We start from the raw sequence: 22,572 nt of genomic DNA on the forward strand, positions 1-22,572 counted from the left end.
GCGGAGGGCCGGGGGTGCGTCACAATAGGTACCTCACAAGCCGGGGCGACGGCGCCCCGAGGTCCGTCCCCGGCGGGCCGGCAGGGACTTTCTGCAAAGGACTCCGATGCTAGAGCTGCACCAGATCAAGAAGACCTACGCGACCGAAGGCTTCACCCAAGTCGCCCTCGACGGCGTCTCGGTCACCTTCAGGGACAACGAGTTCGTGGCCGTGCTCGGCCCCTCGGGCTCGGGCAAGACCACGATGCTCAACATCCTCGGCGGCCTCGACCACGCGGACTCGGGGGAGATCGTCGTCAACGGCGTCTCGACCAAGGACTTCTCGTCCAAGGACTGGGACACCTACAGAAACCACCGCGTCGGCTTCATCTTCCAGAGCTACAACCTGATCCCGCACCAGTCGGTGCTCTCCAACGTCGAGCTGGCGCTCACGCTCTCTGGCGTCGGGCGTGCGGAGCGGGAGCGCCGCGCGCTCTCGGCCCTCGCGGACGTGGGGCTCGCCGAGCACGCGCGCAAGCGGCCGTCGCAGCTCTCGGGCGGCCAGATGCAGCGCGTGGCGATCGCGCGCGCCCTCGTGAACGACCCCGACATCGTCCTGGCGGACGAGCCGACCGGCGCCCTGGACACCCAGACGAGCGTCCAGGTCATGGACATCCTCAAGAGGATCGCCTCCGACAGGCTCGTGGTCATGGTGACCCACAACCCCGAGCTGGCGGAGCGCTACGCGACGCGCATCGTGCGCGTGAGGGACGGGCGCGTCGAGGGCGACACGGACCCCTTCGACCCCGCGCGCCCCGAGACGGCCCAGGGACGCGGCGCGACGGTCGCCCTCCCCGTCGCGGGCGACGAGACGGTGGCCATGCCTGCGCAGTCCGCCCCGCCCGCCGCCTCCGCCCCTGGCGCGGGGCGCGGCGCGGCCCGCGCGGACGACGCGCACGAGCGCGGCAAGTCCCGCCGGCACGCCTCCATGGGCTTCCTCACGGCGCTCTCCCTCTCGGCCAACAACCTCTGGTCCAAGAAGGGCCGCACCATCCTCACCGCCTTCGCGGGCTCCATCGGCATCATCGGCATCGCCGCCATCCTCGCCATCTCCAACGGCGTGAACAACTACATCGCCAAGACGGAGGAGGACGCGCTCTCGCACTACCCCCTCGCGATCACGCAGGGCTCGGCCAACGTCTCCGAGCTGATGGGCCAGATGGGCGCGAGCGCGACCGAGTCGGACGGCACCGGGCAGCAGGGGAGCGTCTCCGGGGGCGACGAGATCCCCGAGTCGACGGTCGTCTCCGACATGTTCTCCCAGGTGAGGCTCAACGACCTCGCGTCGTTCAAGGCCTTCCTCGACAGCGGGCAGAGCGGCGTCGAGGAGCACGCGAGCTCCATCGAGTACAAGTACGGCATCTACCCCAAGATGTACGCCGCCGACACCTCGAAGGGCGTGACCAGGCTCGGCTCGCCCCTGAGCTCGGGCCAGAGCAGCATGCAGCAGGCGGGCGCGAGCCTGGGGCTCTCCTCGTCCTCCTCCGCGGAGGGCTTCGAGGAGCTCCTCGATGACCAGGCGCTCCTCGACTCCCAGTACGACGTGGTGGCCGGCTCCTGGCCGACCGGCGAGGACGAGGCGGTCCTCGTGCTCGACGCCAATGGGAAGATCTCCGACTACACCCTCTACTGCCTGGGGATCCTCGACCCCCAGCAGCTGAAGGACCTCGTCGACTCGATAAGCGCCTCAGGCGAGCGGCCCGCCCTGCCGGACACCAACGTCGGCCTCACCTACGACGACGCGCTCGGCCTCACCTTCAAGGTGGTGGACCCCTCCTCGTGCTACCAGTACAACGCCGACACCGCGACCTGGACGGACATGACCGGCGACGAGGGCTTCATGCGCGGCGTCGTGGACTCGGCGATGACGCTGCGGGTCGTGGGCGTCGTGCGCCCCAACGCGACGACGCAGAACACCTCCATGCAGGAGGGCGTCGCCTACACCCACGCCCTCACGCAGCGCCTCATGGCCGACGCGGCCTCCTCCCAGATCGTGAGGCAGCAGCTCGACGACCCCGACGTGGACGTCTTCACCGGCAAGACCTTCGAGGAGCTGAGGTCCGCCTCCGGCGCGAGCTTCGACATGTCCCAGATCTTCTCGGTCGACGAGGACGCGCTCAGGGGTGCCTTCTCGTTCGACCAGGACAAGTTCGCCCAGGCCATGTCCTCCTCTGGCGACGGCCTCGACCTCTCCGGGATGGACCTCTCGGGCATGGACCTCTCCGGCCTCGACCTCTCGGGGGTCGACACGAGCTCCCTCTCCTCCGTCTTCAGCCCCGAGGCCGTGGCGCGGCTCGTCGCCGACGCCCCCCAGCCCGACCTCTCCAAGCTCGCCGCGGACGTCGACCCTTCGCGGCAGCAGGCGGCGACGGAGGCGGCGCAGCGGCTCGCGGACGGCTTTGGCGACTACTGGCTTGCCAACATGGCCAAGTACACCAAGACCGACCAGAACGGGGGGCATTACTACGACTGGCAGGCCGCCTGGAGCGACTACACGACGGTGGACCCGGAGGGCAGACAGCGCTACGCGGAGGCCGTCGCGGCAGCCTCGACCGGCACCGACGACCTCTCGGCCAAGCTCAGGTTCGTCATGCAGGACTACCTGACAGACCAGTTCGCGCCGTACTTCTCCGAGCGGATGGGCGCGCTCATGAGCCAGGCCGCCGATGCCATGGCGCAGCAGCTCGCCGTGGCGCTCCAGACCCAGATGCAGAGCGCCGCCGGGGCGCTCGGCTCGCAGCTCTCCGCCGCCATCTCCTCCCAGATGCAGGGGCAGATGGAGGGGCTCTCCTCCGCGATGGCCGACTCCTTCTCCGTCGACGCCGACGCCTTCCGCAACGCGATCCACTTCAACCTCACGCAGGAGGACCTGACCTCGCTGCTGACCAACTACGCCAACGCGAGCTCGCTCACCTACGAGAACAACCTCACGACCCTGGGCTACGCTGACGAGTCTGACCCGCACGAGATCGACATCTACCCCAGGAGCTTCTCCGACAAGGAGGACGTCCTCAAGATCGTGGACGGCTACAACGACCGGATGCGGGCCCAGGGCGAGGACGACAAGGTCATCAGCTACACCGACCTCATGGGCACCCTGCTTTCCTCCGTGACGGACATCGTCAACCTCGTGTCCACGGTGCTGATCGCCTTCGTCTCCATCTCGCTCGTGGTGAGCTCGATCATGATCGCCATCATCACCTACATCTCGGTCCTGGAGCGCAAGAAGGAGATCGGCATCCTGCGTGCCATGGGCGCCTCCAAGCTCAACGTCGCCAACATCTTCAACGCGGAGACGTTCATCGAGGGCCTGGTGTCGGGAGTCTTCGCGATCCTGGTCGTCCTCGTCGCCGAGGTGCCGGTCAACCGCTTCGTCTACGGCTGGAAGCACGTCTCCGGCATCATGGCGCTCTCGCCGGCCAACGCCGCCGTCCTCATCGTCATCTCGGTGGTGCTCACGCTCGTGGCGGGCATCATCCCCTCGACCATCGCCGCCAGGCGCGACCCGGTGGAGGCGCTCAGGAGCGAGTAGGGGCGCACGCCGGGGCACCGGGGCGCACGCCGCCCGGCGCCCTCCGGCCTGGGTCGCGGCGCCGGTCCGGATCGGGAAAACCTCCCCTCCGGGCTGGCGCCGCGCTGCGTTTGGACGTACAATTGTTCGCATGCCGAGGCGACCGAAGGGAGGCGGCATGGGGGAGCGGCAGTACCTCTGCATAGACCTCAAGAGCTTCTACGCCAGCGTCGAGTGCGCAGACCGCGGGCTCGACCCCATGACCACCAACCTCGTCGTGGCGGACGGCACGCGGACGGAGAAGACCATCTGCCTCGCGGTCAGCCCAAGCATGAAGGCCCTCGGCGTGCGCAACCGCTGCCGCGTGTTCGAGATACCCAAGGGCATTCCCTATACCATGGCCCCTCCCCGGATGGCCCGCTACATCCAGAAGAGCGCCGAGATCTACGGCACCTACCTCAGGTGGGTCGGCAAGGAGGACGTCCACGTCTACTCCATCGACGAGGCCTTCCTGGACGTCACGCCCTACCTCGACCTGTACGGCATGGGCGCCCGTGAGCTCGGCGAGCGCATCCGCGAGGACGTGGTGGCGCGCAACGGCATCCCGGCGACCTGCGGGCTGGGCACCAACCTCTACCTCGCCAAGGTGGCGCTCGACATAACGGCCAAGCACAGCCCCGGCTTCTTCGGGGAGCTGGACGAGGAGTCCTACCGCCAGACCCTGTGGAACCACCGCCCGATCACGGACTTCTGGCGCGTCGGGCCGGGGATCGCCAGGCGGCTCTCCGAGCTGGGCATACACACCATGGGGGAGCTCGCACTCGCTGCGCCCGAGCCCGTCTACGAGGTCCTCGGCCGTGACGCGGAGATACTGATCGACCACGCCTGGGGCCAGGAGCCCTGCACCATGGCGGACATAAAGGGCTATCGCTCAAGGAGCAGGATGTACACGAGCGCCCAGGTCTTCGGGTGCGACAAGGACTTCGACAACGCGTGGCTCGTCGTGAAGGAGATGCTGGACGACCTCTCGCTCAGGCTCGTGGACGAGGGGGAGGTCGCGGGCGGCGTCTCGTTCTGGGTGGGCTACGCGCTCACGGCCGAGGAGCGCGACCGGATGCGGCGCGCCGGGAACCTGCGCTTCTACGGCGGCCCCGGCGCCTCCGGGGCGCGCAGACTGGCGAGCCCCACGAGCTCCCTGCGCGAGCTCCGCGAGGCGGCGCGCGCGGCCTGGGACGAGGGGGTGTCGCGGGAGCGGCCCGTCCACCGCGTGGGGGTGAGTCTCACCGAGGTCGCCCCGCTCGGCGCCGCGGGCACCCAGCTCGACCTCTTCGCCGACGAGGGCGCGCGCGAGCGCGAGCGCACGCGGCAGCGCGCCATCAACGATATCAAGCGGAAGTTCGGCAAGAACGCAGTGCTCAAGGGCATAGACCTCCTGCCCGGGGCCACGGCGCGCGAGCGCCATGCGCAGATCGGCGGTCACAGGAGCGGAGAGGGAGCCTAGGGAGGGGAGGTTCGCCATAGGACGCGTCACGGGAGGATCAGAGGCAGGCGCCGCTGCGGGCGGCGGCCTCGGTCCGGACGACCTCTACGTGCGGCATCCCAGGATGCCGCTGAGCGAGAGGGCCAAGATATTCATGCCGTTCAACCCGCTCAAGGGGTTCGAGGAGGCCCTGCGCGAAAAGGAGCGCGAGGTCGAGCGCGAGGCCCTCGACGAGTGGGGCGGAAACGACGTCGAGGCGCCGGACGCCTCCGCTGCCGGCGGATGCGGCCGGCCGGCAGGCGGGTAGGGCGCGAGGAGGCCGGCTCGCACCGGGGCGAGGCGCGGTCCCCCGCCATGCGGTCCCCCCGCCAAAGGGAAGGGGCCGCCGCGCGAGCGCGACGGCCCCGGAAGGCCCCTGCCTGGCAGGGGCGCCTGGGTTGCGAGCGGAGGAGCGGCCCTACTCCACGTGATCGGCTACGGCCTTGGCCACGACGTCCGCCACGGACTTGTTGAGCGCCGAGGGGATGATGTTGGTGGGCGAGAGCTCCTCGTCGGGGATGAGCGACGCGATGGCGTGCGCCGCCGCGACCTCCATCTCCTCGGTGATCCTCTTGGCATGCGCCTGCAGCGCGCCCTTGAAGATGCCGGGGAAGACCAGGACGTTGTTGATCTGGTTCGGGAAGTCCGAGCGGCCGGTGCCGACGATCGCGGCGCCGCCCTCGAGGGCCTTGTCTGGCATGATCTCCGGCACGGGGTTGGCCATCGGGAAGACGATGCCCTCGTTCATGGTGGAGACCATCTCGGGGGTCACGAGGTTGCCCCTGGAGACGCCGACGAAGACGTCGGCCCCCTTGAGGGCGTCGGCGAGCGTGCCGTGCTCGTGGTCAGCGTTGGTGACGTGGGAGAGGGCCTCCTGGCCTGCGTGCAGCCCCTCGTCGCCCTCGCAGATGATCCCGTTGACGTCGCACAGGATCACGTTGCCGAAGCCCATGTGGACGAGGAGCGTGGCGATGGCGCAGCCCGCGGCCCCGGCGCCGTTGATCACGATGCGCAGATCGCCCGTCTGCTTGTGCGTCACCTTGATGGCGTTGATGAGGGCGGCCGCCAGGACGACGGCGGTCCCGTGCTGGTCGTCGTGGAAGACGGGGACGTCGCAGACCTCCTGGAGCCTGCGCTCGATCTCGAAGCAGCGCGGCGCGGCGATGTCCTCGAGGTTGATGCCGCCGAAGCTCTTGGAAATCAGCTGCACCGTGCGGACGAACTCGTCGGTGTCGTGGGTGTCGACGCAGATGGGGAAGGCGTCCACGTCGCCGAACTCCTTGAAGAGGGCGCACTTACCCTCCATGACCGGCATGCCCGCGGCCGGTCCGATGTCGCCGAGGCCGAGGATGGCGGTGCCGTCGGTGATGACCGCGACGAGGTGGCTGCGGCGCGTGAGCTCCCAGGACTTCTGGTAGTCCGCCTGGATCTGGCGGCAGGGCTCGGCGACGCCCGGGGTGTAGACCAGCGAGAGGTCCTCGACGGTCTCGACCTTCGCGCGCGACACGACCTCGATCTTGCCCTGCAGCCTCTCGTGGAGCTCGAGGCTCCTCCTGCTGATGTCGTCCATGTGCCTAGACCATCTCCTCCGGTTTGAACACCTTGTCGAACTCCTCCTCGCTGAGGAAGCCGAGCTCGCAGCAGGCCTCCCTCAGCGAGACGCCGTCCTCGTAGGCCTTGTGCGCGACCTTGGCGGCCCTCTCGTATCCGATGTAGGGGTTGAGGCAGGTCACCAGCATAAGCGAGTTGTGCAGGTTGTTCGCCATCTTTTCTCTGTTGGCAACGATGCCGGAGGCGCACCTCTCGTCGAAGCTCGCGATCGCGTCGCCCAGCAGGCGCGCGGACTCGAGGTAGTCGTAGGCTATGAGGGGCATGAAGACGTTGAGCTCGAAGTTGCCCTGGGAGGCGGCGAAGCCGATGGCGGCGTCGTTGCCCATGACCTCGACGGCGACCATGGTCAGAGCCTCGCACTGGGTGGGGTTGACCTTGCCGGGCATGATGGAGCTACCCGGCTCGTTGGCGGGGATGCTGATCTCTCCCAGGCCGCAGCGCGGGCCGGAGGCGAGCCAGCGGACGTCGTTCGCCACCTTCATGAGGTTGCAGGCCAGGGCCTTGATCGCGGCGTGCGCGAAGACGACCGAGTCCTTCGAGGTGAGGGCGTGGAACTTGTTGGGGTCCGTCCGGAAGGGCAGGTCGGTGAGCTCATGGAGCTTCTCGGCCGCGAGGTCGCCGAAGCCCTCGGGGGCGTTGAGCCCGGTTCCCACGGCGGTGGCGCCCAGGGGGAGCCGGTAGAGGAAGGGGAGGACCTTCACCATCTGGTCGAGCGGCGTCGCCACGAGGCCGCGCCAGCCGAAGACCTCCTGGCTGAAGGCGATGGGCACCGCGTCCTGCAGGTGGGTCCTGCCGCTCTTCACGACGCCCTCGTTCTCGACCTCGAGGCGCTTGAACGTGTCCATGAGGCGCTGCGCCGGAGGGATGACCTCCTCGACCAGCGCGAGAGCCGCCGCGACGCTGAGCGCGCAGGGGAAGGCGTCGTTGGAGCTCTGGCTGCGGTTGACGTCGTCGTTGGGGTGCACGGGCCGCTCGAGGGCGATGCCGCGCTCGGCGGCGTGGGCGTTCGCTATGTGGGCGAGGACCTCGTTCATGTTCATGTTGGACTGGGTCCCCGAGCCGGTCTGCCAGACCTTGAGGGGGAAGGCGTCGTCGTGCTCGCCGGCGAGCACCTCGTCGGCCGCCTCCTCGATGAGGGAGGCGACGGTCTGGTCGAGCACGCCGAGCTCGGCGTTGGCCTGGGCGGCCGCCTTCTTCACGAGCGCGAGCGCCCGGACGACCTCCCTGGGCATGGTCTGGTCCCCTATGGGGAAGTTCTCGAGGGAGCGCTGCGTCTGCGCGCCCCAGAGCGCGTCCGCCGGGACCCTCACCTCGCCCATGGAGTCGTGCTCGTAGCGGTATTCCATGTGCCTCTCCTATCCTTGCCGGTCGATGGCAAAAGGATAGGACTTTTCTGCGCCGCCCTGCCGGGGAGGGGCGGCGGCACGCGAGCGCACGTCGAGCCCCGCAGGCGCATGCGCTGCACGACGGTATAATGGTGCGCCACGTCGAGGGGAGCGCATGGTGGTAGCGGGAGAGGGACGTACGGACGGTCGGGGTGCCGTCGCGGGCGACGACGCAGGTGCCGGGTCTTCGGCGTGCGACGAGATTCTGACCGAGGAGCTCCTGGAGCAGCTCCTCTCCAGCGCGAGCCCCGAGGCCTACCTCGAGGGCCCGGGCCACCCCGTCGAAGGCCGCGACCTCGTGGCCTACCTCGCCCACCTCCTCGAGAAGAGCGGCCTCAGGCGTGCCCGGGTCATCCGCGAGAGCGGCGTCAACGCGACCTTCGGCTACCAGGTCTTCCAGGGCACCCGTCGTCCCGGACGTGACACGGCCCTCGCACTCGCCCTCTCCCTCGGTGCGTCGCTGCGCGAGACCCAGCGGCTCCTGCGCCTATCGGGCAACGCGGAGCTGTGGGTCAAGGACCGCCGAGACGCGATCATCGCCTTCTGCGTGGACCGGGGCCTTAGCCGCGCGGCGACGGACGACAAGCTCTACGAGCTGGGGGAGGAGACCCTGGTTGGCTGAGGACGCGCCTGGACTCGACGAGGACTCCCTCGCCTTCCACGCCCTCGGGGCAGATGACGCCTACGCCGTCGAGCGCGTCCTGAGGGATGGGCCCTCGGGCACGACCGAGCTCGTCACCATCGGGGGCGAGGGGCCCTACGTGCGTAAGCGCATCCCGTGGGAGCTCGCCAACGCCGAGGCGTGGGCGCGTGCCATGCGCGCCTCGGACCCGCACCTGCCGAGGGTCGAGGGCATGTACGCCACGCCCGACGGGCTCGTCGTCACCTACGACTACGTGGAGGGGACGCCCCTAGACGAGCTGCTGGCCGAGCGCGGCGCGCTCGGCGTCGCTCGCGCCCTCGACGTGTTCGACGACGTCTGCTCGGCGGCCGACGCCCTGCACGCGCAGCAGGTCGTACACCGAGACGTCAAGCCCTCGAACGTGATCGTTTCGCCCCGGGGCGCCTACCTCACCGACCTCGGAATCTCGCGTGTGCGCGACGAGGCGCGGGAGCGCGATACCACCGTGCTGGGCACCAGGGGCTTCTCGGCCCCCGAGCAGTTCGGGTTCGCACAGACGGACGCGCGCTCGGACGTCTTCTCGCTAGGCCGGCTCCTCGCGTGCGCGCTCACGGGAGAGGCCTCGGGGGACCGCGCGTACGAGCGGCTCCTCGCGTGCGGGGGGACGGCCCGGGTGGTGCCTTCCCCCGGCTCCGGAGCCGGGGTGACGTCGGGCGCGGAGGGTGAGGCCGTGGCCCTCGCGCGCCTCGCCGGGGTGGCGAGAAGGGCGTGCTCCTTCGAGCCGAGCCGGCGCTACGGGAGCGCTGGCGAGCTCGCGAGGGCTGCCCGCGAGGCGGCGGGGCGCACCTCCGAGCCCACTCTGGTTGCGGGGCGCCCTGCCGACCCGGGCCAGGCGGCGGGGGGCGGAGGTCGCGGCCCTCGCCCGGTCGTGGCCTGGATCTCCCAGGCGCTCCCCACGCTCGCCCTGCGCGGGATGCCCGAGCTCGTCGGTGGAGTCCGGTCAGCGGGCGCGGCGCGCAGGCTCGCCGTCCGGGTCCTCGCCGCCCTGCTCGCCCTCTTCGAGCTCATGGTGGTGGCGGGCATCCCTGGGAGCACCGCCGGCCTGCCCCCGGGCCAGGCGCTGGGGAGCGCCGCAATCCTTGTCTCCCTCGGGCTCTGGGGCCTCCTGCTGCCCGCCTACGAGCTCTGCTCGCTCTTGGTGGGCACGGGGGGCTACGGGAGCGGCGCCTCCGCGGGTGCCTCCCTGGGGCTCCTCGTCTCGCGCGCGTCCGCCTACCTCGCGGCGATGCTTCTCGTCTGGGTGCTCGCATCCATCGTGGTGGCGCTCACGGGCGGCGCCGCCGCGACGGCCGTCGTGTAGCGTTGGCGCCCGGACGGCACGGCGCCATCCGTGCGCCCCTCCCCGCCAGTAGGCGCGACGGGCCCTCTCACCGCCGCCGCTCTCTGACTTCTCGACTATCCACGTGGAGACGCCGCGATGCGGATTCTCCGATCGGCATTCCCCAGGCAGTGCCGCAGTTCCGGCCCTTCGGCTCGCAAGGCGGTGGACGCCCCGCTTCTTCTCGCGCGGGAAGCGAAAGTCGAGGCTGCCGGCAAGTCCTCCGGACGAATCGGCTTCGCATATGCTGAGTCCCTCCCGTCGATACCTCTGGACGGGAGAGGACGGGCAGTTCGATCAGGCCCTTCGAGAGACCGACGACGCGCGGGACTTAGCCGGCAGCTAATGAACGGCATGCGCGGCTTGCCTAGGCTTGCCCTCACGGTTTGCTTCTCCGCGCCGGCACTGGGTGCGCGGGGTACTCACGAAGGGGGTCCAGATGGCAGAGGTCGAGAAGAGCAAGAAGAAGGGCGGCAAGGGCAAGGTCGTCCTCATCGTCGTGGTGGTAGTGGTCGCGCTGGCGGTCATCGCCGGCATGGGCGGCAACGGCAAGTCCGGATCGGACGCGCAGGCGGTCTCGGGCGACGCGCAAGCGTCCGCGGGCACCCAGCAGACCGCCTCCGAGCCGGCGGAGAAGTTTCCGGTGAGCGACGAGGAGGTCGACACCTCCAACCCGTACCTGTACCAGATCAGCGGCACGCTGACCAACAACTCCGGTAAGGACTGCTCCTACGTGCAGGTGACCTACGTCCTCTACGACGCGGACGGCAACCAGGTGGGCAACGCCTACGCCAACGCGACCGAGCTGAAGGCGGGCGGCACCTGGAAGTTCAACGCCTCGGGCACGGTCGACCCCGAGGACGTGGCCTCCTACGAGCTCTCCGAGGTGACGGGCTACTAGACGCCGCTGGGCGGCGCGGGGCCCGGACGGCAGGGTCGCCGGTCGGCACGGGCGGGCCTCGTCGGATGCCATGTGGGCCAGGACCCCACGCAGGCTCGCCCTGCGCCCCGCCCGCCCCCGGCTTGCTGGCGCGTGGCGCTTCCCTGTGACAAGATGTGCCAAAGGGGAGGTGCGCATGGCATTCGTCGAGTTCAGGGACGTCACTAAGACGTACAGGATGGGCGACGTCGAGGTCCGCGCGGTCGACGGGATGACCTTCGACATCGAGCGGGGCGAGCTCGCCGTGATCGTGGGGCCGTCGGGTGCCGGCAAGACGACCGTCCTCAACATGCTCGGCGGCATGGACTCGGCGACCTCCGGTACGATCAGGCTGGGGGATCGCGTCGTGAGCTCGCTCTCGGAGCGCGAGCTCACGCAGTATAGGCGCCACGACATCGGTTTCGTGTTCCAGTTCTACAACCTGGTGCAGAACCTGACCGCCCTCGAGAACGTGGAGCTCGCGAGCCAGATCTCGGACGACCCCCTGCCGGCCGACGAGGTCCTCGCGAAGGTCGGGCTCGCCGAGCGCGCGGACAACTTCCCCGCTCAGCTCTCCGGCGGCGAGCAGCAGCGCGTCGCCATCGCCCGCGCCCTCGCCAAGAACCCCAAGCTGCTGCTGTGCGACGAGCCGACGGGGGCGCTCGACTACGTGACCGGCAAGCAGATCCTGAGGCTCCTGCAGGACACCGCGCGCGAGACCGGCCGCACGGTCGCCATCGTGACGCACAACCTCGCCTTCACGCAGGTGGCCGACCGCGTCATCCGCGTGCGCGAGGGACGCGCCTCCTCCGTCGAGCTCAACGCGCACCCCGCGGACGCCATGAGCGTGGAGTGGTAGGCATGGGCGCCCGGGGTCACGGGACGAGGCGCCCCGTCCGCGCGCGCTCCGCCTTCGCGAAGGGCGTGCTGCGCTCCATCCGCTCCTCCCTCGGACGCTTCCTGGCGATCATGGGCATCGTCGCCCTCGGCTGCGGGTTCTACGCCGGCCTCAAGATGTGCGGCCCCGACATGCGCCTGGCAGCGGACCGGCTCTACGACGGCACGGGCCTGTGGGACCTCAGGGTCGTCTCCACCCTCGGCTTCGACGACGCGGACGTCGCGCGCGTCGCCGGCGTCGAGGGCGTCGGCGCCGCGATGCCCTCGCGCACGGTCGACGCGATGGCGCGCGTGGGCGACGAGCAGGTCGCCGTGCGCATCTCCTCGCTGGACGTCGCCGCCGCCGCGACGTCCTCCTGCGGCGAGGCCTCCTCGGAGGCGGACGACCCCTCCTACCTCAACCGTCCCATCCTGCGCGAGGGCTCCTGGCCGAGCGCGCCCGACGAGTGCGTCGTCTCCGCGGCCGGGGCCGGGGCCCTCGCGATCGGCGACATCGTGACGGTCCTCTACGGCACCTCGAGCCTCGACGAGGAGCTCGAGGAGCGCAGCTTCACGGTCACGGGCAGGGTCGTGGCGCCCGACTACGTCTACACGGGCAGCTACGGCTCCACGACCCTCGGCTCGGGCAGCGTCGAGCACTACCTCTACGTCCCCGAGGACGCCTTCCTCGCGGACGCGCCCTACACGGAGGTCTACCTCGAGGTCGCGGGCGCCTCCTCCGAGCCGTCGGGCTCCGACGCCTACGAGTCCGCGGTCGGCGAGGTCAAGGGGCGCATCGAGGACGCGGCGGGAGAGCTCGCCCAGGCGCGCCAGGACACCCTCAGGCGGAGGGCCCAGGACAAGCTGGACGAGAAGGTCCGGGAGTACGACGAGCGACACGACGAGACGTACGGCGAGCTCGCGGACGCCAAGGCCACGCTCGACGACTCCGCCTCCCGGATCGAAGAGGGCGCCCGCCAGCTCGCGGAGGGGCAGCGGGAGTTAGACGAGGGCCTCGCCGCCTACGAGTCCGCGCGCGACTCCGCCGCCTCGCAGCTCGCCGACGCCCAGGCGGCCCTCGACGAGGGGGCCGCCGAGCTCGCGTCCAGGCGAGAGGAGCTCGATGCCGCCGAGGCAGCCTGGCAGGAGGGCATGGCAGGGCTCGCCGCCGCGCTCGGGCCTGCGGGCGTCAGCGCCGACACGGCCCAGGGCTACGCGGACGCCCTCGACGAGCGCCTCGCCGCGGCCGCGTCCGCCCGGGCCACGCTCGACGACCTCCGCACCCAGCTCGCGCAGGCCGAGGCGGCAGTCGCCGCGCGCGACGAGGCGGCCGCGCGCCGCCAGGAGGTCGCGGACGGCATCGCGGACGTAGACGCCAGGATCGCCGCCCTCGACGCCGCCTCCGAGGGCTTCGAGGAAGCGCGCTCCGCGCTCGAGGCCGAGCGGGAGGGGCTGGAGGGCGCGCTCGCCCAGCTCGACGCCGCCCTCGCGGCCGCCGACCAGGCCGAGGGGGCGATCGCGCCCCTCGAGGGTGCAATCGCCCAGCTGGAGGCTGCGCTCCCCACGGACGACGAGCTGACGCAGCTCGAGCAGGCGCGCTCGTCCGCCGAGGCCCTCGCCGAGGCGCGCTCCCAGCTCGACGACGGCCGTGCCCAGCTCGCCGCCGGCGAGGACGAGCTCGCACGAGGCCAGGCGGAGCTCGACCAGAGGAGGCTCGACGCCAAGGGCGAGCTCTCCTCCGCAAAGGGGCGCCTCGACGAGGCGGCCGCCCGGCTCTCCTCCTCCCGCGCCCAGCTCGAGGACGCACGCTCCCGCTACGAGGAGGGGCTTTCCTCCTACGAGGACGGCCTCGCCGAGGCGGACGACAGGTTCGGCACCGCCTGGTCCCAGATCGAGGATGCCCAGGCGGAGATAGACGCCATCGAGCTTCCCGACGTGTACGTCCTCGACCGCACGCAGAGCGAGGGCGCGGCCACCTACCGGGCGGACACCGAGCGCATGGACCACATCGCCGACGTCTTCCCCCTCATCTTCTTCCTCGTCGCCGCCCTCGTCGCGCTCACGACCATGACGCGCATGGTCGAGGACGACCGCGTGGTGATCGGCACCTACAAGGCGCTTGGCTATGGCAAGGCGCGCATCGCCAGCCGCTACCTCGCGTACGCGCTCGCGGCCGCAGGCGCAGGCGCCGTCCTCGGGATGGTTGTCCTCTCCCAGGTCCTGCCCTCCATAGTCATCGGGTCGTACGCGATCATCTACGCGGTGCCGCCGCTGCCGCGGCCGCTGCCGCTCGACGCGCTCGTCGCTATCCAGTCTGGCGGCCTCGGCGTGGGCGTGACGCTCGCGGCAACGTGGGCCGCGGTCTGGTCGAGCCTCTCCGAGACCCCGGCGGAGCTGATGCTGCCGCGCGCGCCCAAGCCGGGCAAACGCATCCTCCTCGAGCGCGCACGACCCCTCTGGCGGCGCCTCTCCTTCCTCTGGAAGGTCTGCGCGCGCAACCTCTTCAGGTACAAGCGCCGGCTGCTCATGACGGTCGTCGGGATCGCCGGCTGCACCGCGCTGCTCCTCGTGGGCTTCGGCCTGCACGACTCCATCTGGGACATCATCGAGCTGCAGTTCGGCCCGACGGAGCAGGCCGGCGAGCCCTCCTCGATCGTCCGCTACAACACCACCGTCGGCATGGACGGCACGGACGACGAGCTGGACGTCTCGGCGGTCACGGACCTCCTCGCCTCGTCGGGTGCCGCCTCGGGCGTCACGCGCGTCCAGGCGGAGAATATGCAGGCAGGCGGTACCGGAGGCGACGAGGAGGCCACGGCGACCACGCGCGTCTCGGTCGTGGTGCCCGAGAGCGCCGAGGAGCTCGGCGCTCTCGTGGACTTCCGTGACCGGCGGACGCAGGAGCCGGTGCCCTTCGACGACGGCTCGGTCCTCGTGACCGAGAAGCTCGCGAGCCTCCACGGCATCTCCGTGGGCGACCAGGTCGTCCTCTTCGACCAGGACGAGGTGGGCAACGTCAGGGGGGAGGGGAGGGCCCTGACCGTGACCGGCGTCGTCGAGAACTACGTCGGCAACTACGTCTACGTGGGCCGCGACGCCTGGCGGGAGGCGTCTCCGGAGGAGCCGTCCTTCTCGACCATGCTGTGCGAGCTCGAGGGAGACGCGGCCGCCCACGCCGAGGTCTCCGGGCGGCTGCACGAGCTGTCGCACGTCTCGACCGTGGTCTTCTCCGACGAGGCGATCGACCAGTACCGCAGCATGCTCTCCGTGGTCGACGTGGTGGTCGTGGTGCTCATCGTCTCCGCCGCCGCGCTCGCGTTCATCGTGCTCTACAACCTCACCAACATCAACGTGGAGGAGCGCATCCGCGAGATCGCGACCCTGAAGGTGCTCGGCTTCACGAGGCGGGAGGTCTACCGCTACGTGTTCCGCGAGACGCTGCTGCTCACCCTCATGGGCGACGCCCTCGGTCTCCTCCTGGGCGTCTGGCTCGAGAACTTCGTGGTTACCACGGCCGAGGTGGACTACGTCATGTTCGGCAGGGCGATACACCCGGCGAGCTTCGTGGCCGCCTTCGCGCTGACGGTCGCGTTCTCCCTCGCCGTCATGGCGATCATGCGCCGCAAGCTCGACGGCGTCGACATGGTGGAGAGCCTGAAGAGCGTGGACTAGGGCGCGTCGGCGCGCCGGCGGGATGGACTAGAATATATAACCTTGCACGATGCGACCGCGTGCGGCCGCGCCCGCATGCGCGCCCGCGCCGCCTCGGGCCGGGATTGGGAGGAGCGCCTCAGATGATCGTAGGGAAGACCAAGGACGGCTTCGACGCGTTCGCGTTCCACACGGGGGACTGCACGGACGCCTACCGCTACTTCGGCGCCCACCTCCTCGACGACACGACGGCCGTCTTCAGGGTCTACGCCCCGAGCGCCCTCGGGGTCACGCTCCTGCTCGAGGGGCGCGCGCCCGTCCCGATGATGCGGGTGGGCGACGGCTGCGTCTGGGAGACGACGGCCTCGCACGTCCGCGACGGCCTCCCCTACGAGCTCGAGGTCCGCGCATACGACGGGAGCGCCCGCCGGCACGTGGACCCCTACGGGTTCGGCATGGACCTCAGGCCGCGCCACCGCTCGATCGTGCGCAGCCTCTGGTACGAGTGGGGCGACGGCGAGTGGGTGGCCGCGCGCGCCGCGGCCGCCGACGCCCTCGGCAGGCCCCCGCTCGACGTGCCCCTCAACATGTACGAGGTGAACCTCGCGAGCTGGAGGCGCAAGGGTCCCGGCAGGACCGACTGGTACCGCTACGACGAGGTCGCCGACCAGCTCATCGGCCACGTGACGGACGCGGGCTATAACTGCGTCGAGTTCATGCCCCTCTCGGAGCACCCCCTCGACGAGAGCTGGGGCTACCAGAACACCGGGTTCTTCTCGCCGACGAGCCGCTTCGGCACGGCCTGCGAGCTCAAGCGCCTGGTCGACAGGCTGCACCAGGCGAACGTCGCCTGCGTGATGGACTTCGTGCCGGTGCACTTCGCGAGCGACGCCTATGGGCTGGCGGACTTCGACGGCACCAAGCTCTACGAGTACCCCTCGCCCGAGCTGGGCGTCTCCGAGTGGGGGAGCCACAACTTCATGCTCACCCGCGGCGACGTGCAGAGCTTCGTGGCCTCGGCCGCGCGCTGGTGGCTCGAGGAGTTCCACTTCGACGGCCTGCGCATGGACGCCGTCAGCCGCCTGCTGTACTGGCAGGGCGACCCGTCGCGCGGCGTGAACGAGGGGTCGGTCGACTTCGTGAGGCGCCTCAACGCGGCGCTGCACCGCGCGGTCCCCGGCTGCACCCTCATCGCCGAGGACTCCTCGACCTTCCCGCAGGTCACGGGCGACCCGGCCCGCGGCGGGCTCGGCTTCGACTACAAGTGGGACATGGGCTGGGTCAACGACACGACCGACTTCTTTCGCAAGCAGGACTTCGAGCGCAGGGAGCACTACGGCGACCTGCTCTTCTCCATGCACTACTTCCCGAGCGAGCACTGGGTCCTGCCGCTCAGCCACGACGAAAACGTCTACGGCAAGTCGACGCTGCCGGGCAAGTGCTTCGGCCCCTGGGCGCGCAAGTTCCGCTCGGCGCGCGCCTTCTACCTCTACATGGCCTGCCACCCCGGCAAGAAGCTCAACTTCATGGGCTCGGAGTGGGGCCAGCTGCGCGAGTGGGACGCCCGGCGCCTGCAGGACTGGGACCTCATGGACCCGCAGAGGGCGCCCGAGGTCGCGCGCGAGACGCCCGGCGCGGGCGAGGAGTCGCTTTCGGGCGACCCCGCGACCCACCTCGAGTTCTACCGCTTCATGAGCGAGCTCAACCGGCTCTACCTCGACACGCCCGCGCTCTGGCGCTGGGACTTCCGCGGGGAGGGCTTCACCTGGCTCGGGATAGGCGACCGCGCACGCGAGCGGCTCGTGTTCGCCTTCGAGCGCCGGTGGGGGCAGGAGCGCTACGCCTGCGTGCTCAACCTCGGCGAGCCCGCCCAGCGCGACTTCGGGCTCGCGGTCTCCTTCGCCACCTCGCTCGAGCTCGTGCTCTCCACGGACTGGGAGCGCTTCGGCGGCAGGAGCGAGGACGGCTGCGTGGACGTCGAGGGCGAGAGGTTCGTGGGGCCCGAGGCGCCCACCGCTCCCGCGGCGGCGGTGGGCGAGAAGGACGCGGGGCTCCCGGAGGCCCTCTCGCCCGCCCGGGGCGATGCGGGCGCGAGCGAGGGCGTCGGCGACCCCGGGGCGGGCGCGGCGCGCGAGGGGGAGGGCCTGCGGCCGGCGAGCGTCCCCGTCGTCGACGGGTGGGCGACGCTCAGCGTGCCGGGCGACACGGGCCTGCTCTTCCGGATCAGGTAGCCAGTCGCCACGGGCGGGCGGGCCTTGGCCGCCTACGCGTCCCCGCGGAAGTGGCGCGCACGGCGACGGCCGAGCTTGCTGGGGTCGGGCTGCACGTAGCGCGAGCGCCTCGGCGCGGGCGCGGGCGCCACGTCCTTCTCGCCCGCGGCCTCCGCCGGCTCCGGCGCCGTGGCCTCACCGAGGGTGAGCTGGCCCGGCGCGACGGGGTCTGCGGGGAACTCCTCCGCGAGGGCCTGCTGCGCGGCGCGGATCGCGTCCTGGGTCGCCTGCGTGGCGGCCTCGGCGAGCGCGCGCTGGCGCGCCTCCTCGCGCAGGCGGGCCGCCGCCTTGGAGGCCTGCTCGCGCACGAAGCGCAGGACGAGCCCCTGGGCGCGCTCGAGGGCCTGGTCGCGGAAGACGTGCCGGCCGCCGTGGATCGTCTCGAGCCTCGCCGAGCGGAAGACCTCCGCCGCGCGCTCGGAGTACTCGATGAGGCTGGTCGCGTCCTCGTCGCCGTGCACGATGAGCACGTCGCCGCCGAAGTCGCGCATGTGCGTGTAGGGGTTGGCGTCCCAGGCGGCCTCCCCGAAGCCGCGGCCCACGCGCATGCCGGAGAGGCGGTAGGACTGCGGGATGTTCTTCTTGGTGGGGAAGGTGCGCCTGGTCTCGTCGTGCAGCTGCAGGGTGGGGTAGAGAAGGACGAGGGCGCTCACCTCGTCCGGCAGGGCGTCGGCGACCATGGTGGCCACGAGCCCGCCGAGGTCCTCGCCCATGCAGACGACGCACGAGGGATCGCAGAAGTCCTGGCCGCGGACCATGTCCACCACGCACTCGAAGTCGGCGAGCTCCGTCTCGAGCGACATGTTGATGGGGTTGCCGTCGCTCCTCGAGGCGTAGCCACCGCCGCAGAAGTCGAAGCAGTACACCGCGAAGCCGGCCTCGGCGAGCGTCCAGGCGTAGGGCACGTTGTGCAGGTAGTTGGCGCCGAAGCCGTGGGCGCAGACGACGGTGGGGAGGGGCGAGCCGTCCCAGGAGCCGGGCAGGTAGAGCTGGCCGTAGATGCTGAGGTCACCCCTCTTGGCTCTGAGCTCTCGGTTGCTGTAGGCGGTGGAGGCGGGCATCTTCTCTCCTTCTTGCTGGTGCTCGCGCCCTGGCGGGCGCACGCAAGACACTATAGCGCCAATCTTGCGGCCGGGCGCGGGCCCGCCACGGGGGCATGTGTCGAGAAGAATAACAACGCGCGGGCGGACCCGGGGCCCCGCGGCGTTGTGCTAGGGTAGCCCCACTACGCCCGCCGAGCGCGGGATCGGTATGAGCGGGGCACCGGCCATGCGGCCACACAACGATGCCCTCGGCTTCCTGATAAGCGGCGATAAGAAGAGAGGTCTTATCACATGTCTGCAACCCCCAGCCATATCCGTGTCTGTGTCGTCGGCGCCACCGGCTTCGCCGGCGTCGAGGTCGTGCGACTCGTGCTCGCCCACCCCGACCTCGAGCTGGCGATGGCCTGCGACCGAAAGGCCGCAGGGGTTGCCCTCTCCGACGTCTACCCGGCCCTCCTCGGGTCGTGCGCCGCGACCTTCTCGCTGCCCGACCCCGACGCGATCGCCGCGGCCGCGGACCTCGCCTTCCTCGCGGTGCCTCACACCGCCTCCCTCGCCATCACGCCGGCCCTCCTCGAGCGCGGCGTCTCGGTCGTCGACCTCTCGGCGGACTATCGCCTGAAGGACCCCGCGGTGTACGAGGCCTGGTACAAGACGCCCCACACCTCCCCCGAGCTCCTCGCCGAGGCGGTCTACGGCCTGCCCGAGCTCAACCGCGCGGCCCTCGTGGAGCTCGGGCGCCGCCGTGCCTCGGGTAAGCCCGTCCTGGTCGCGGCCCCGGGCTGCTACCCCACCGCGACGGCGCTGGCCGCTGCCCCCGCCCTCGAGGCGGGCATCGTCACCTCCTCGCTCGTCGTGTCAGACGCCAAGTCCGGCGTTTCGGGGGCAGGTCGCAAGCCCTCCGAGCGCACGCACTTCTGCCATGCGAGCGACTCCGTCGAGGCATACGGAGTGGGGTCGCACCGCCACACCCCCGAGATGGAGCAGACCCTCTCGGCCGTGGCGGGCTCGCCCGTCGACGTCGTCTTCACGCCGCACCTGGTGCCGCTCAAGCGCGGCCTTGTGGCGACGGTCTACCTCGAGGTCGCGCCCGAGGTCACGCCAGACCAGGTCCAGGCCATCTACGAGGACCGCTACCGCGATGAGGCGCTCGTGAGCGTCCTTCCCGCCCACGCGATGCCCTCCTGCGCCTCCGTCGCCGGCACGGCGCGCGCCCAGGTGGGCGTCGCGTTGGACGCGCGACGACGCCACGTGCTCGTCGCCTCCGCCGCCATCGACAACCTCGGGAAGGGGGCCGCGGCGCAGGCGGTGCAGTGCGCCAACCTGGTCTGCGGCCTGCCCGAGACGGCAGGGCTCGACTTCGTGGCGCCCGTGGTATAGGCGACCTGGCTGGCCCTGGCGCCAGGCCCCGGAAGAGCAAATCAGAGAGAGCGCGCGGCACTCCGGGCGCCTGGGTTCGCCGGGCGTCGTGCGCCGCTTACGCCCTGACAGGAAGGGATGCGACCATGTCCACCTTCGATGCGATACCAGTTCCCGACGAGTCGTCCGGAGCCGCCTCGTTCGGCTTCGCCCCCTGCGAGGGGGGCGTCTGCGCCGCCTCCGGCGTCGCCGCCTCCGGCGTCCACGCGGGCTTCCGCAAGGACCCCGCCCGCCTCGACCTCGCCCTCGTCGTCGCGGACGAGCCCGCAACCTGTGCGGCGACCTTCACGCAGAACCGCTTCTGCGCGGCGCCCGTGCAGGTTTCGCGCCCGCGCGCGGCAGCGGGTTCCGCCCGCGCGGTGATGCTCAACTCCGGCAACGCCAACGCGGCTACCGGGGAGCGCGGGCTCGGCGTCGCACGCGAGTCGGCGGCCCTGCTCGCCCGTGCGCTCGGCTGCGCGGAGGGGCAGGTCCTCGTCGCCTCGACCGGCGTCATCGGCGTCCAGCTCGACGAGGCCCCCTTCGCCTCTGGCGTGCCGGCCGCCCTCCAGGCGCTCTCCCACGACGCGGCCGGCGCCCACGCCGCGGCGCGCGCCGTGATGACCACCGACACCCACCCCAAGGAGTTCGCGCTCGCCGGCGAGGTCGGCGGCAGGGTGGTGCACGTGGGCGGCTTCGTGAAGGGCTCGGGCATGATCCAGCCAAACATGGCGACCATGCTCTGCGTGCTCTCGACCGACGCGCCCCTCACCCGTGCCGCGGCAGCCTCGGCGCTCGGCGCGGCCGTGCGCGCGAGCTTCAACAAGGTGACCGTCGACTCCGACACCTCCACCAACGACTCCTGCTTCCTGCTTGCGACGGGCGCCGCAGGCGGCGACGAGATCGACGTGGGGTCGGCCGGCTACCCCGCGCTCGCGGCCGCCGTGCGCGCGGTCGCCGAGCAGCTCGCACGCCAGATCGCGGCGGACGGCGAGGGCTCGACCAAGCTCGTCACCGTGGACGTGACGGGCGCGGCGACCCCGGCCGACGCGGAGGAGGTTGCCCGCGCGGTCGCCAACTCGCCCCTGGTGAAGACGGCCGTCTTCGGCCACGACGCGAACTGGGGGCGCGTGGCGGCGGCGGCCGGCAAGTGCGGCGTCGCCTTCGACCAGGCGCGGGTCGACATAGACTTCCTGGGCGTCGCGGTCTGCCGCGGCGGCATGGCGGTGCCCATGGACGAGGAGGAGATGCTTCGCCGCTTCGAGGCGCCGGAGGTGCCCATCGCGCTCGACCTCCACATGGGCGACGCCTCCTGCAGGATCTGGACCTGCGACCTCACGCACGACTACGTGAGGATCAACGGGGAGTACAGGACCTAGCGGCATGGCGGCGCCCCGGGAGGGCCGGGGTCGCCGCGCCACCAGGATGGGAGAGTCGAGAGGGAGGACCGATGAAGAGGCACGACCGGATCATGCGCGAGGAGGCGCTCCAGAAGGCGAACGTCCTCGTGGAGGCGCTGCCGTGGATCAACGAGTGGCGCGGCGAGACCGTCGTCGTCAAGTACGGCGGCTCTGCGATGGAGAACGAGGAGCTCATGGCCGGCGTCGTAGCCGACATCGAGATGCTCAAGCTCATGGGCATGCGCGTCGTCCTCGTCCACGGCGGCGGCAAGGCGATAAACCGCCTGCTCTCGCAGCTCGACATCCCTGTGCGCTTCAAGGACGGGCTGCGCGTGACCGACGACGCGACCATGGAGGCCGTCCAGGAGGTCCTGATCGGCAAGGTCAACCAGCAGCTGGTCTGGGCCCTGAACGAGTACGGCAACAACGCGGTGGGCATCTCCGGCGCGGACGGAAAGACCTTCAAGTGCGAACCGGTGAGCGCCGACCTCGGGCGCGTGGGGAGGATCCGCAAGGTCAACTGCGAGCTCGTCGAGGCGGTCCTCGACGCCGGCTACATCCCGGTGGTCGCCTCGGTGGGCTGCGGCCCGGACGGCTTCTACAACGTGAACGCCGACGTCGCCGCCTCGGAGACCGCCAAGGCTCTCAAGGCCCACAAGCTCGTCTACCTCACGGACGTCGACGGGCTTCTCGCCGACGTCGACGACGAGGACAGCCTCGTCACGCAGGTCACGCGGAGCGAGACCCACCAGCTGCTCGAGTCGGGGACGCTCTCGAGCGGTATGATCCCCAAGGTCACGGCCATCGCCTCCGCGCTCGACGCCGGCGTGGAGCAGGTGCACATCCTGAACGGCACCTACCCGCACTCGATCCTGCTCGAGATCTTCACCGACGCCGGCATCGGCACCATGTTCACCCAGGACTAGACGACCGCCCGCGCGGCGGAGACA

Annotated in this window: 15 protein-coding genes; 12 read left to right on the forward strand and 3 right to left on the reverse strand. The window is 70.8% G+C overall.

Annotation, left to right across the window (positions count from 1 at the left end; all coding sequences use genetic code 11):
- Positions 1-106: 106 nt before the first annotated feature.
- From VXJ25_RS01300 to VXJ25_RS01310, 3 genes are all read left to right on the forward strand, one after another.
- Positions 107-3,571, forward strand: coding sequence for an ABC transporter ATP-binding protein/permease (locus tag VXJ25_RS01300; protein ID WP_330957401.1), 3,465 nt, complete (start codon positions 107-109; stop codon positions 3,569-3,571).
- Positions 3,572-3,728: 157 nt separating this feature from the next.
- A complete protein-coding gene (locus tag VXJ25_RS01305) occupies positions 3,729-5,051 on the forward strand; it encodes a Y-family DNA polymerase (protein WP_330957402.1) in 1,323 nt (440 codons plus the stop codon).
- Between the two features lie 103 nt (positions 5,052-5,154).
- Positions 5,155-5,337: a hypothetical protein gene (locus VXJ25_RS01310; RefSeq protein ID WP_330957403.1), complete on the forward strand. Its 183-nt coding sequence runs from the start codon at positions 5,155-5,157 to the stop codon at positions 5,335-5,337.
- 150 nt (positions 5,338-5,487) lie between these two features.
- Here the strand turns inward: VXJ25_RS01310 and VXJ25_RS01315 are convergent, their stop codons facing one another.
- Positions 5,488-6,639 carry an NAD(P)-dependent malic enzyme gene (locus VXJ25_RS01315; RefSeq protein WP_330957404.1) on the reverse strand — a complete coding sequence of 384 codons (1,152 nt, stop codon included), beginning with the start codon at positions 6,637-6,639 and terminating at the stop codon, positions 5,488-5,490.
- 4 nt (positions 6,640-6,643) lie between these two features.
- Positions 6,644-8,026: a class II fumarate hydratase gene (fumC, locus tag VXJ25_RS01320; protein WP_330957405.1), complete on the reverse strand. Its 1,383-nt coding sequence runs from the start codon at positions 8,024-8,026 to the stop codon at positions 6,644-6,646.
- A gap of 154 nt (positions 8,027-8,180) precedes the next feature.
- Between fumC and VXJ25_RS01325 the strand changes: the two genes are divergently transcribed.
- The 6 genes from VXJ25_RS01325 (at position 8,181) to VXJ25_RS01350 (ending at position 17,742) form a co-directional block, all read left to right on the forward strand.
- Positions 8,181-8,687: an XRE family transcriptional regulator gene (locus VXJ25_RS01325; protein WP_330957406.1), complete on the forward strand. Its 507-nt coding sequence runs from the start codon at positions 8,181-8,183 to the stop codon at positions 8,685-8,687.
- Positions 8,680-10,047: a serine/threonine-protein kinase gene (locus tag VXJ25_RS01330; RefSeq protein WP_330957407.1), complete on the forward strand. Its 1,368-nt coding sequence runs from the start codon at positions 8,680-8,682 to the stop codon at positions 10,045-10,047. The genes VXJ25_RS01325 and VXJ25_RS01330 overlap by 8 nt, the downstream gene beginning before the upstream one ends.
- 457 nt (positions 10,048-10,504) lie before the next feature.
- Positions 10,505-10,966, forward strand: coding sequence for a DUF3426 domain-containing protein (locus VXJ25_RS01335; RefSeq protein WP_330957408.1), 462 nt, complete (start codon positions 10,505-10,507; stop codon positions 10,964-10,966).
- Positions 10,967-11,141: 175 nt separating this feature from the next.
- Positions 11,142-11,843: an ABC transporter ATP-binding protein gene (locus VXJ25_RS01340; RefSeq protein ID WP_330957409.1), complete on the forward strand. Its 702-nt coding sequence runs from the start codon at positions 11,142-11,144 to the stop codon at positions 11,841-11,843.
- Positions 11,844-11,845: 2 nt separating this feature from the next.
- Positions 11,846-15,532 carry an FtsX-like permease family protein gene (locus VXJ25_RS01345; protein ID WP_330957410.1) on the forward strand — a complete coding sequence of 1,229 codons (3,687 nt, stop codon included), beginning with the start codon at positions 11,846-11,848 and terminating at the stop codon, positions 15,530-15,532.
- A gap of 122 nt (positions 15,533-15,654) precedes the next feature.
- Complete coding sequence (locus tag VXJ25_RS01350; protein WP_330957411.1) at positions 15,655-17,742, forward strand: GlgB N-terminal domain-containing protein; 2,088 nt, start codon at positions 15,655-15,657, stop codon at positions 17,740-17,742.
- A gap of 32 nt (positions 17,743-17,774) precedes the next feature.
- Here the strand turns inward: VXJ25_RS01350 and VXJ25_RS01355 are convergent, their stop codons facing one another.
- Complete coding sequence (locus VXJ25_RS01355; protein ID WP_330957412.1) at positions 17,775-18,842, reverse strand: alpha/beta fold hydrolase; 1,068 nt, start codon at positions 18,840-18,842, stop codon at positions 17,775-17,777.
- 273 nt (positions 18,843-19,115) lie between these two features.
- On the opposite strand from VXJ25_RS01355, the gene argC reads away from it, so the two are divergent.
- The 3 genes from argC (at position 19,116) to argB (ending at position 22,548) form a co-directional block, all read left to right on the forward strand.
- Complete coding sequence (argC, locus tag VXJ25_RS01360) at positions 19,116-20,204, forward strand: N-acetyl-gamma-glutamyl-phosphate reductase (RefSeq protein WP_330957413.1); 1,089 nt, start codon at positions 19,116-19,118, stop codon at positions 20,202-20,204.
- 125 nt (positions 20,205-20,329) lie between these two features.
- Positions 20,330-21,601, forward strand: coding sequence for a bifunctional glutamate N-acetyltransferase/amino-acid acetyltransferase ArgJ (gene argJ / locus VXJ25_RS01365; RefSeq protein WP_330957414.1), 1,272 nt, complete (start codon positions 20,330-20,332; stop codon positions 21,599-21,601).
- Positions 21,602-21,672: 71 nt separating this feature from the next.
- Positions 21,673-22,548: an acetylglutamate kinase gene (gene argB / locus VXJ25_RS01370; protein WP_330957415.1), complete on the forward strand. Its 876-nt coding sequence runs from the start codon at positions 21,673-21,675 to the stop codon at positions 22,546-22,548.
- Positions 22,549-22,572: the final 24 nt, after the last annotated feature.

The sequence above is a fragment of the Olsenella absiana genome (assembly GCF_036408855.1).
GTDB lineage: Bacteria > Actinomycetota > Coriobacteriia > Coriobacteriales > Atopobiaceae > Olsenella_K > Olsenella_K absiana.

Excerpts from the sequence above, each read along its gene's own strand:
- VXJ25_RS01300 (WP_330957401.1), top strand. The coding sequence starts at position 107 with ATGCTAGAGCTGCACCAGATCAAGAAGACCTACGCGACCGAAGGCTTC.
- VXJ25_RS01305 (WP_330957402.1), top strand. The coding sequence starts at position 3,729 with ATGGGGGAGCGGCAGTACCTCTGCATAGACCTCAAGAGCTTCTACGCC.
- VXJ25_RS01310 (WP_330957403.1), top strand. The coding sequence starts at position 5,155 with ATGCCGCTGAGCGAGAGGGCCAAGATATTCATGCCGTTCAACCCGCTC.
- VXJ25_RS01315 (WP_330957404.1), bottom strand. The coding sequence starts at position 6,639 with ATGGACGACATCAGCAGGAGGAGCCTCGAGCTCCACGAGAGGCTGCAG.
- fumC (WP_330957405.1), bottom strand. The coding sequence starts at position 8,026 with ATGGAATACCGCTACGAGCACGACTCCATGGGCGAGGTGAGGGTCCCG.
- VXJ25_RS01325 (WP_330957406.1), top strand. The coding sequence starts at position 8,181 with ATGGTGGTAGCGGGAGAGGGACGTACGGACGGTCGGGGTGCCGTCGCG.
- VXJ25_RS01335 (WP_330957408.1), top strand. The coding sequence starts at position 10,505 with ATGGCAGAGGTCGAGAAGAGCAAGAAGAAGGGCGGCAAGGGCAAGGTC.
- VXJ25_RS01340 (WP_330957409.1), top strand. The coding sequence starts at position 11,142 with ATGGCATTCGTCGAGTTCAGGGACGTCACTAAGACGTACAGGATGGGC.
- VXJ25_RS01345 (WP_330957410.1), top strand. The coding sequence starts at position 11,846 with ATGGGCGCCCGGGGTCACGGGACGAGGCGCCCCGTCCGCGCGCGCTCC.
- VXJ25_RS01350 (WP_330957411.1), top strand. The coding sequence starts at position 15,655 with ATGATCGTAGGGAAGACCAAGGACGGCTTCGACGCGTTCGCGTTCCAC.
- VXJ25_RS01355 (WP_330957412.1), bottom strand. The coding sequence starts at position 18,842 with ATGCCCGCCTCCACCGCCTACAGCAACCGAGAGCTCAGAGCCAAGAGG.
- argC (WP_330957413.1), top strand. The coding sequence starts at position 19,116 with ATGTCTGCAACCCCCAGCCATATCCGTGTCTGTGTCGTCGGCGCCACC.
- argJ (WP_330957414.1), top strand. The coding sequence starts at position 20,330 with ATGTCCACCTTCGATGCGATACCAGTTCCCGACGAGTCGTCCGGAGCC.
- argB (WP_330957415.1), top strand. The coding sequence starts at position 21,673 with ATGAAGAGGCACGACCGGATCATGCGCGAGGAGGCGCTCCAGAAGGCG.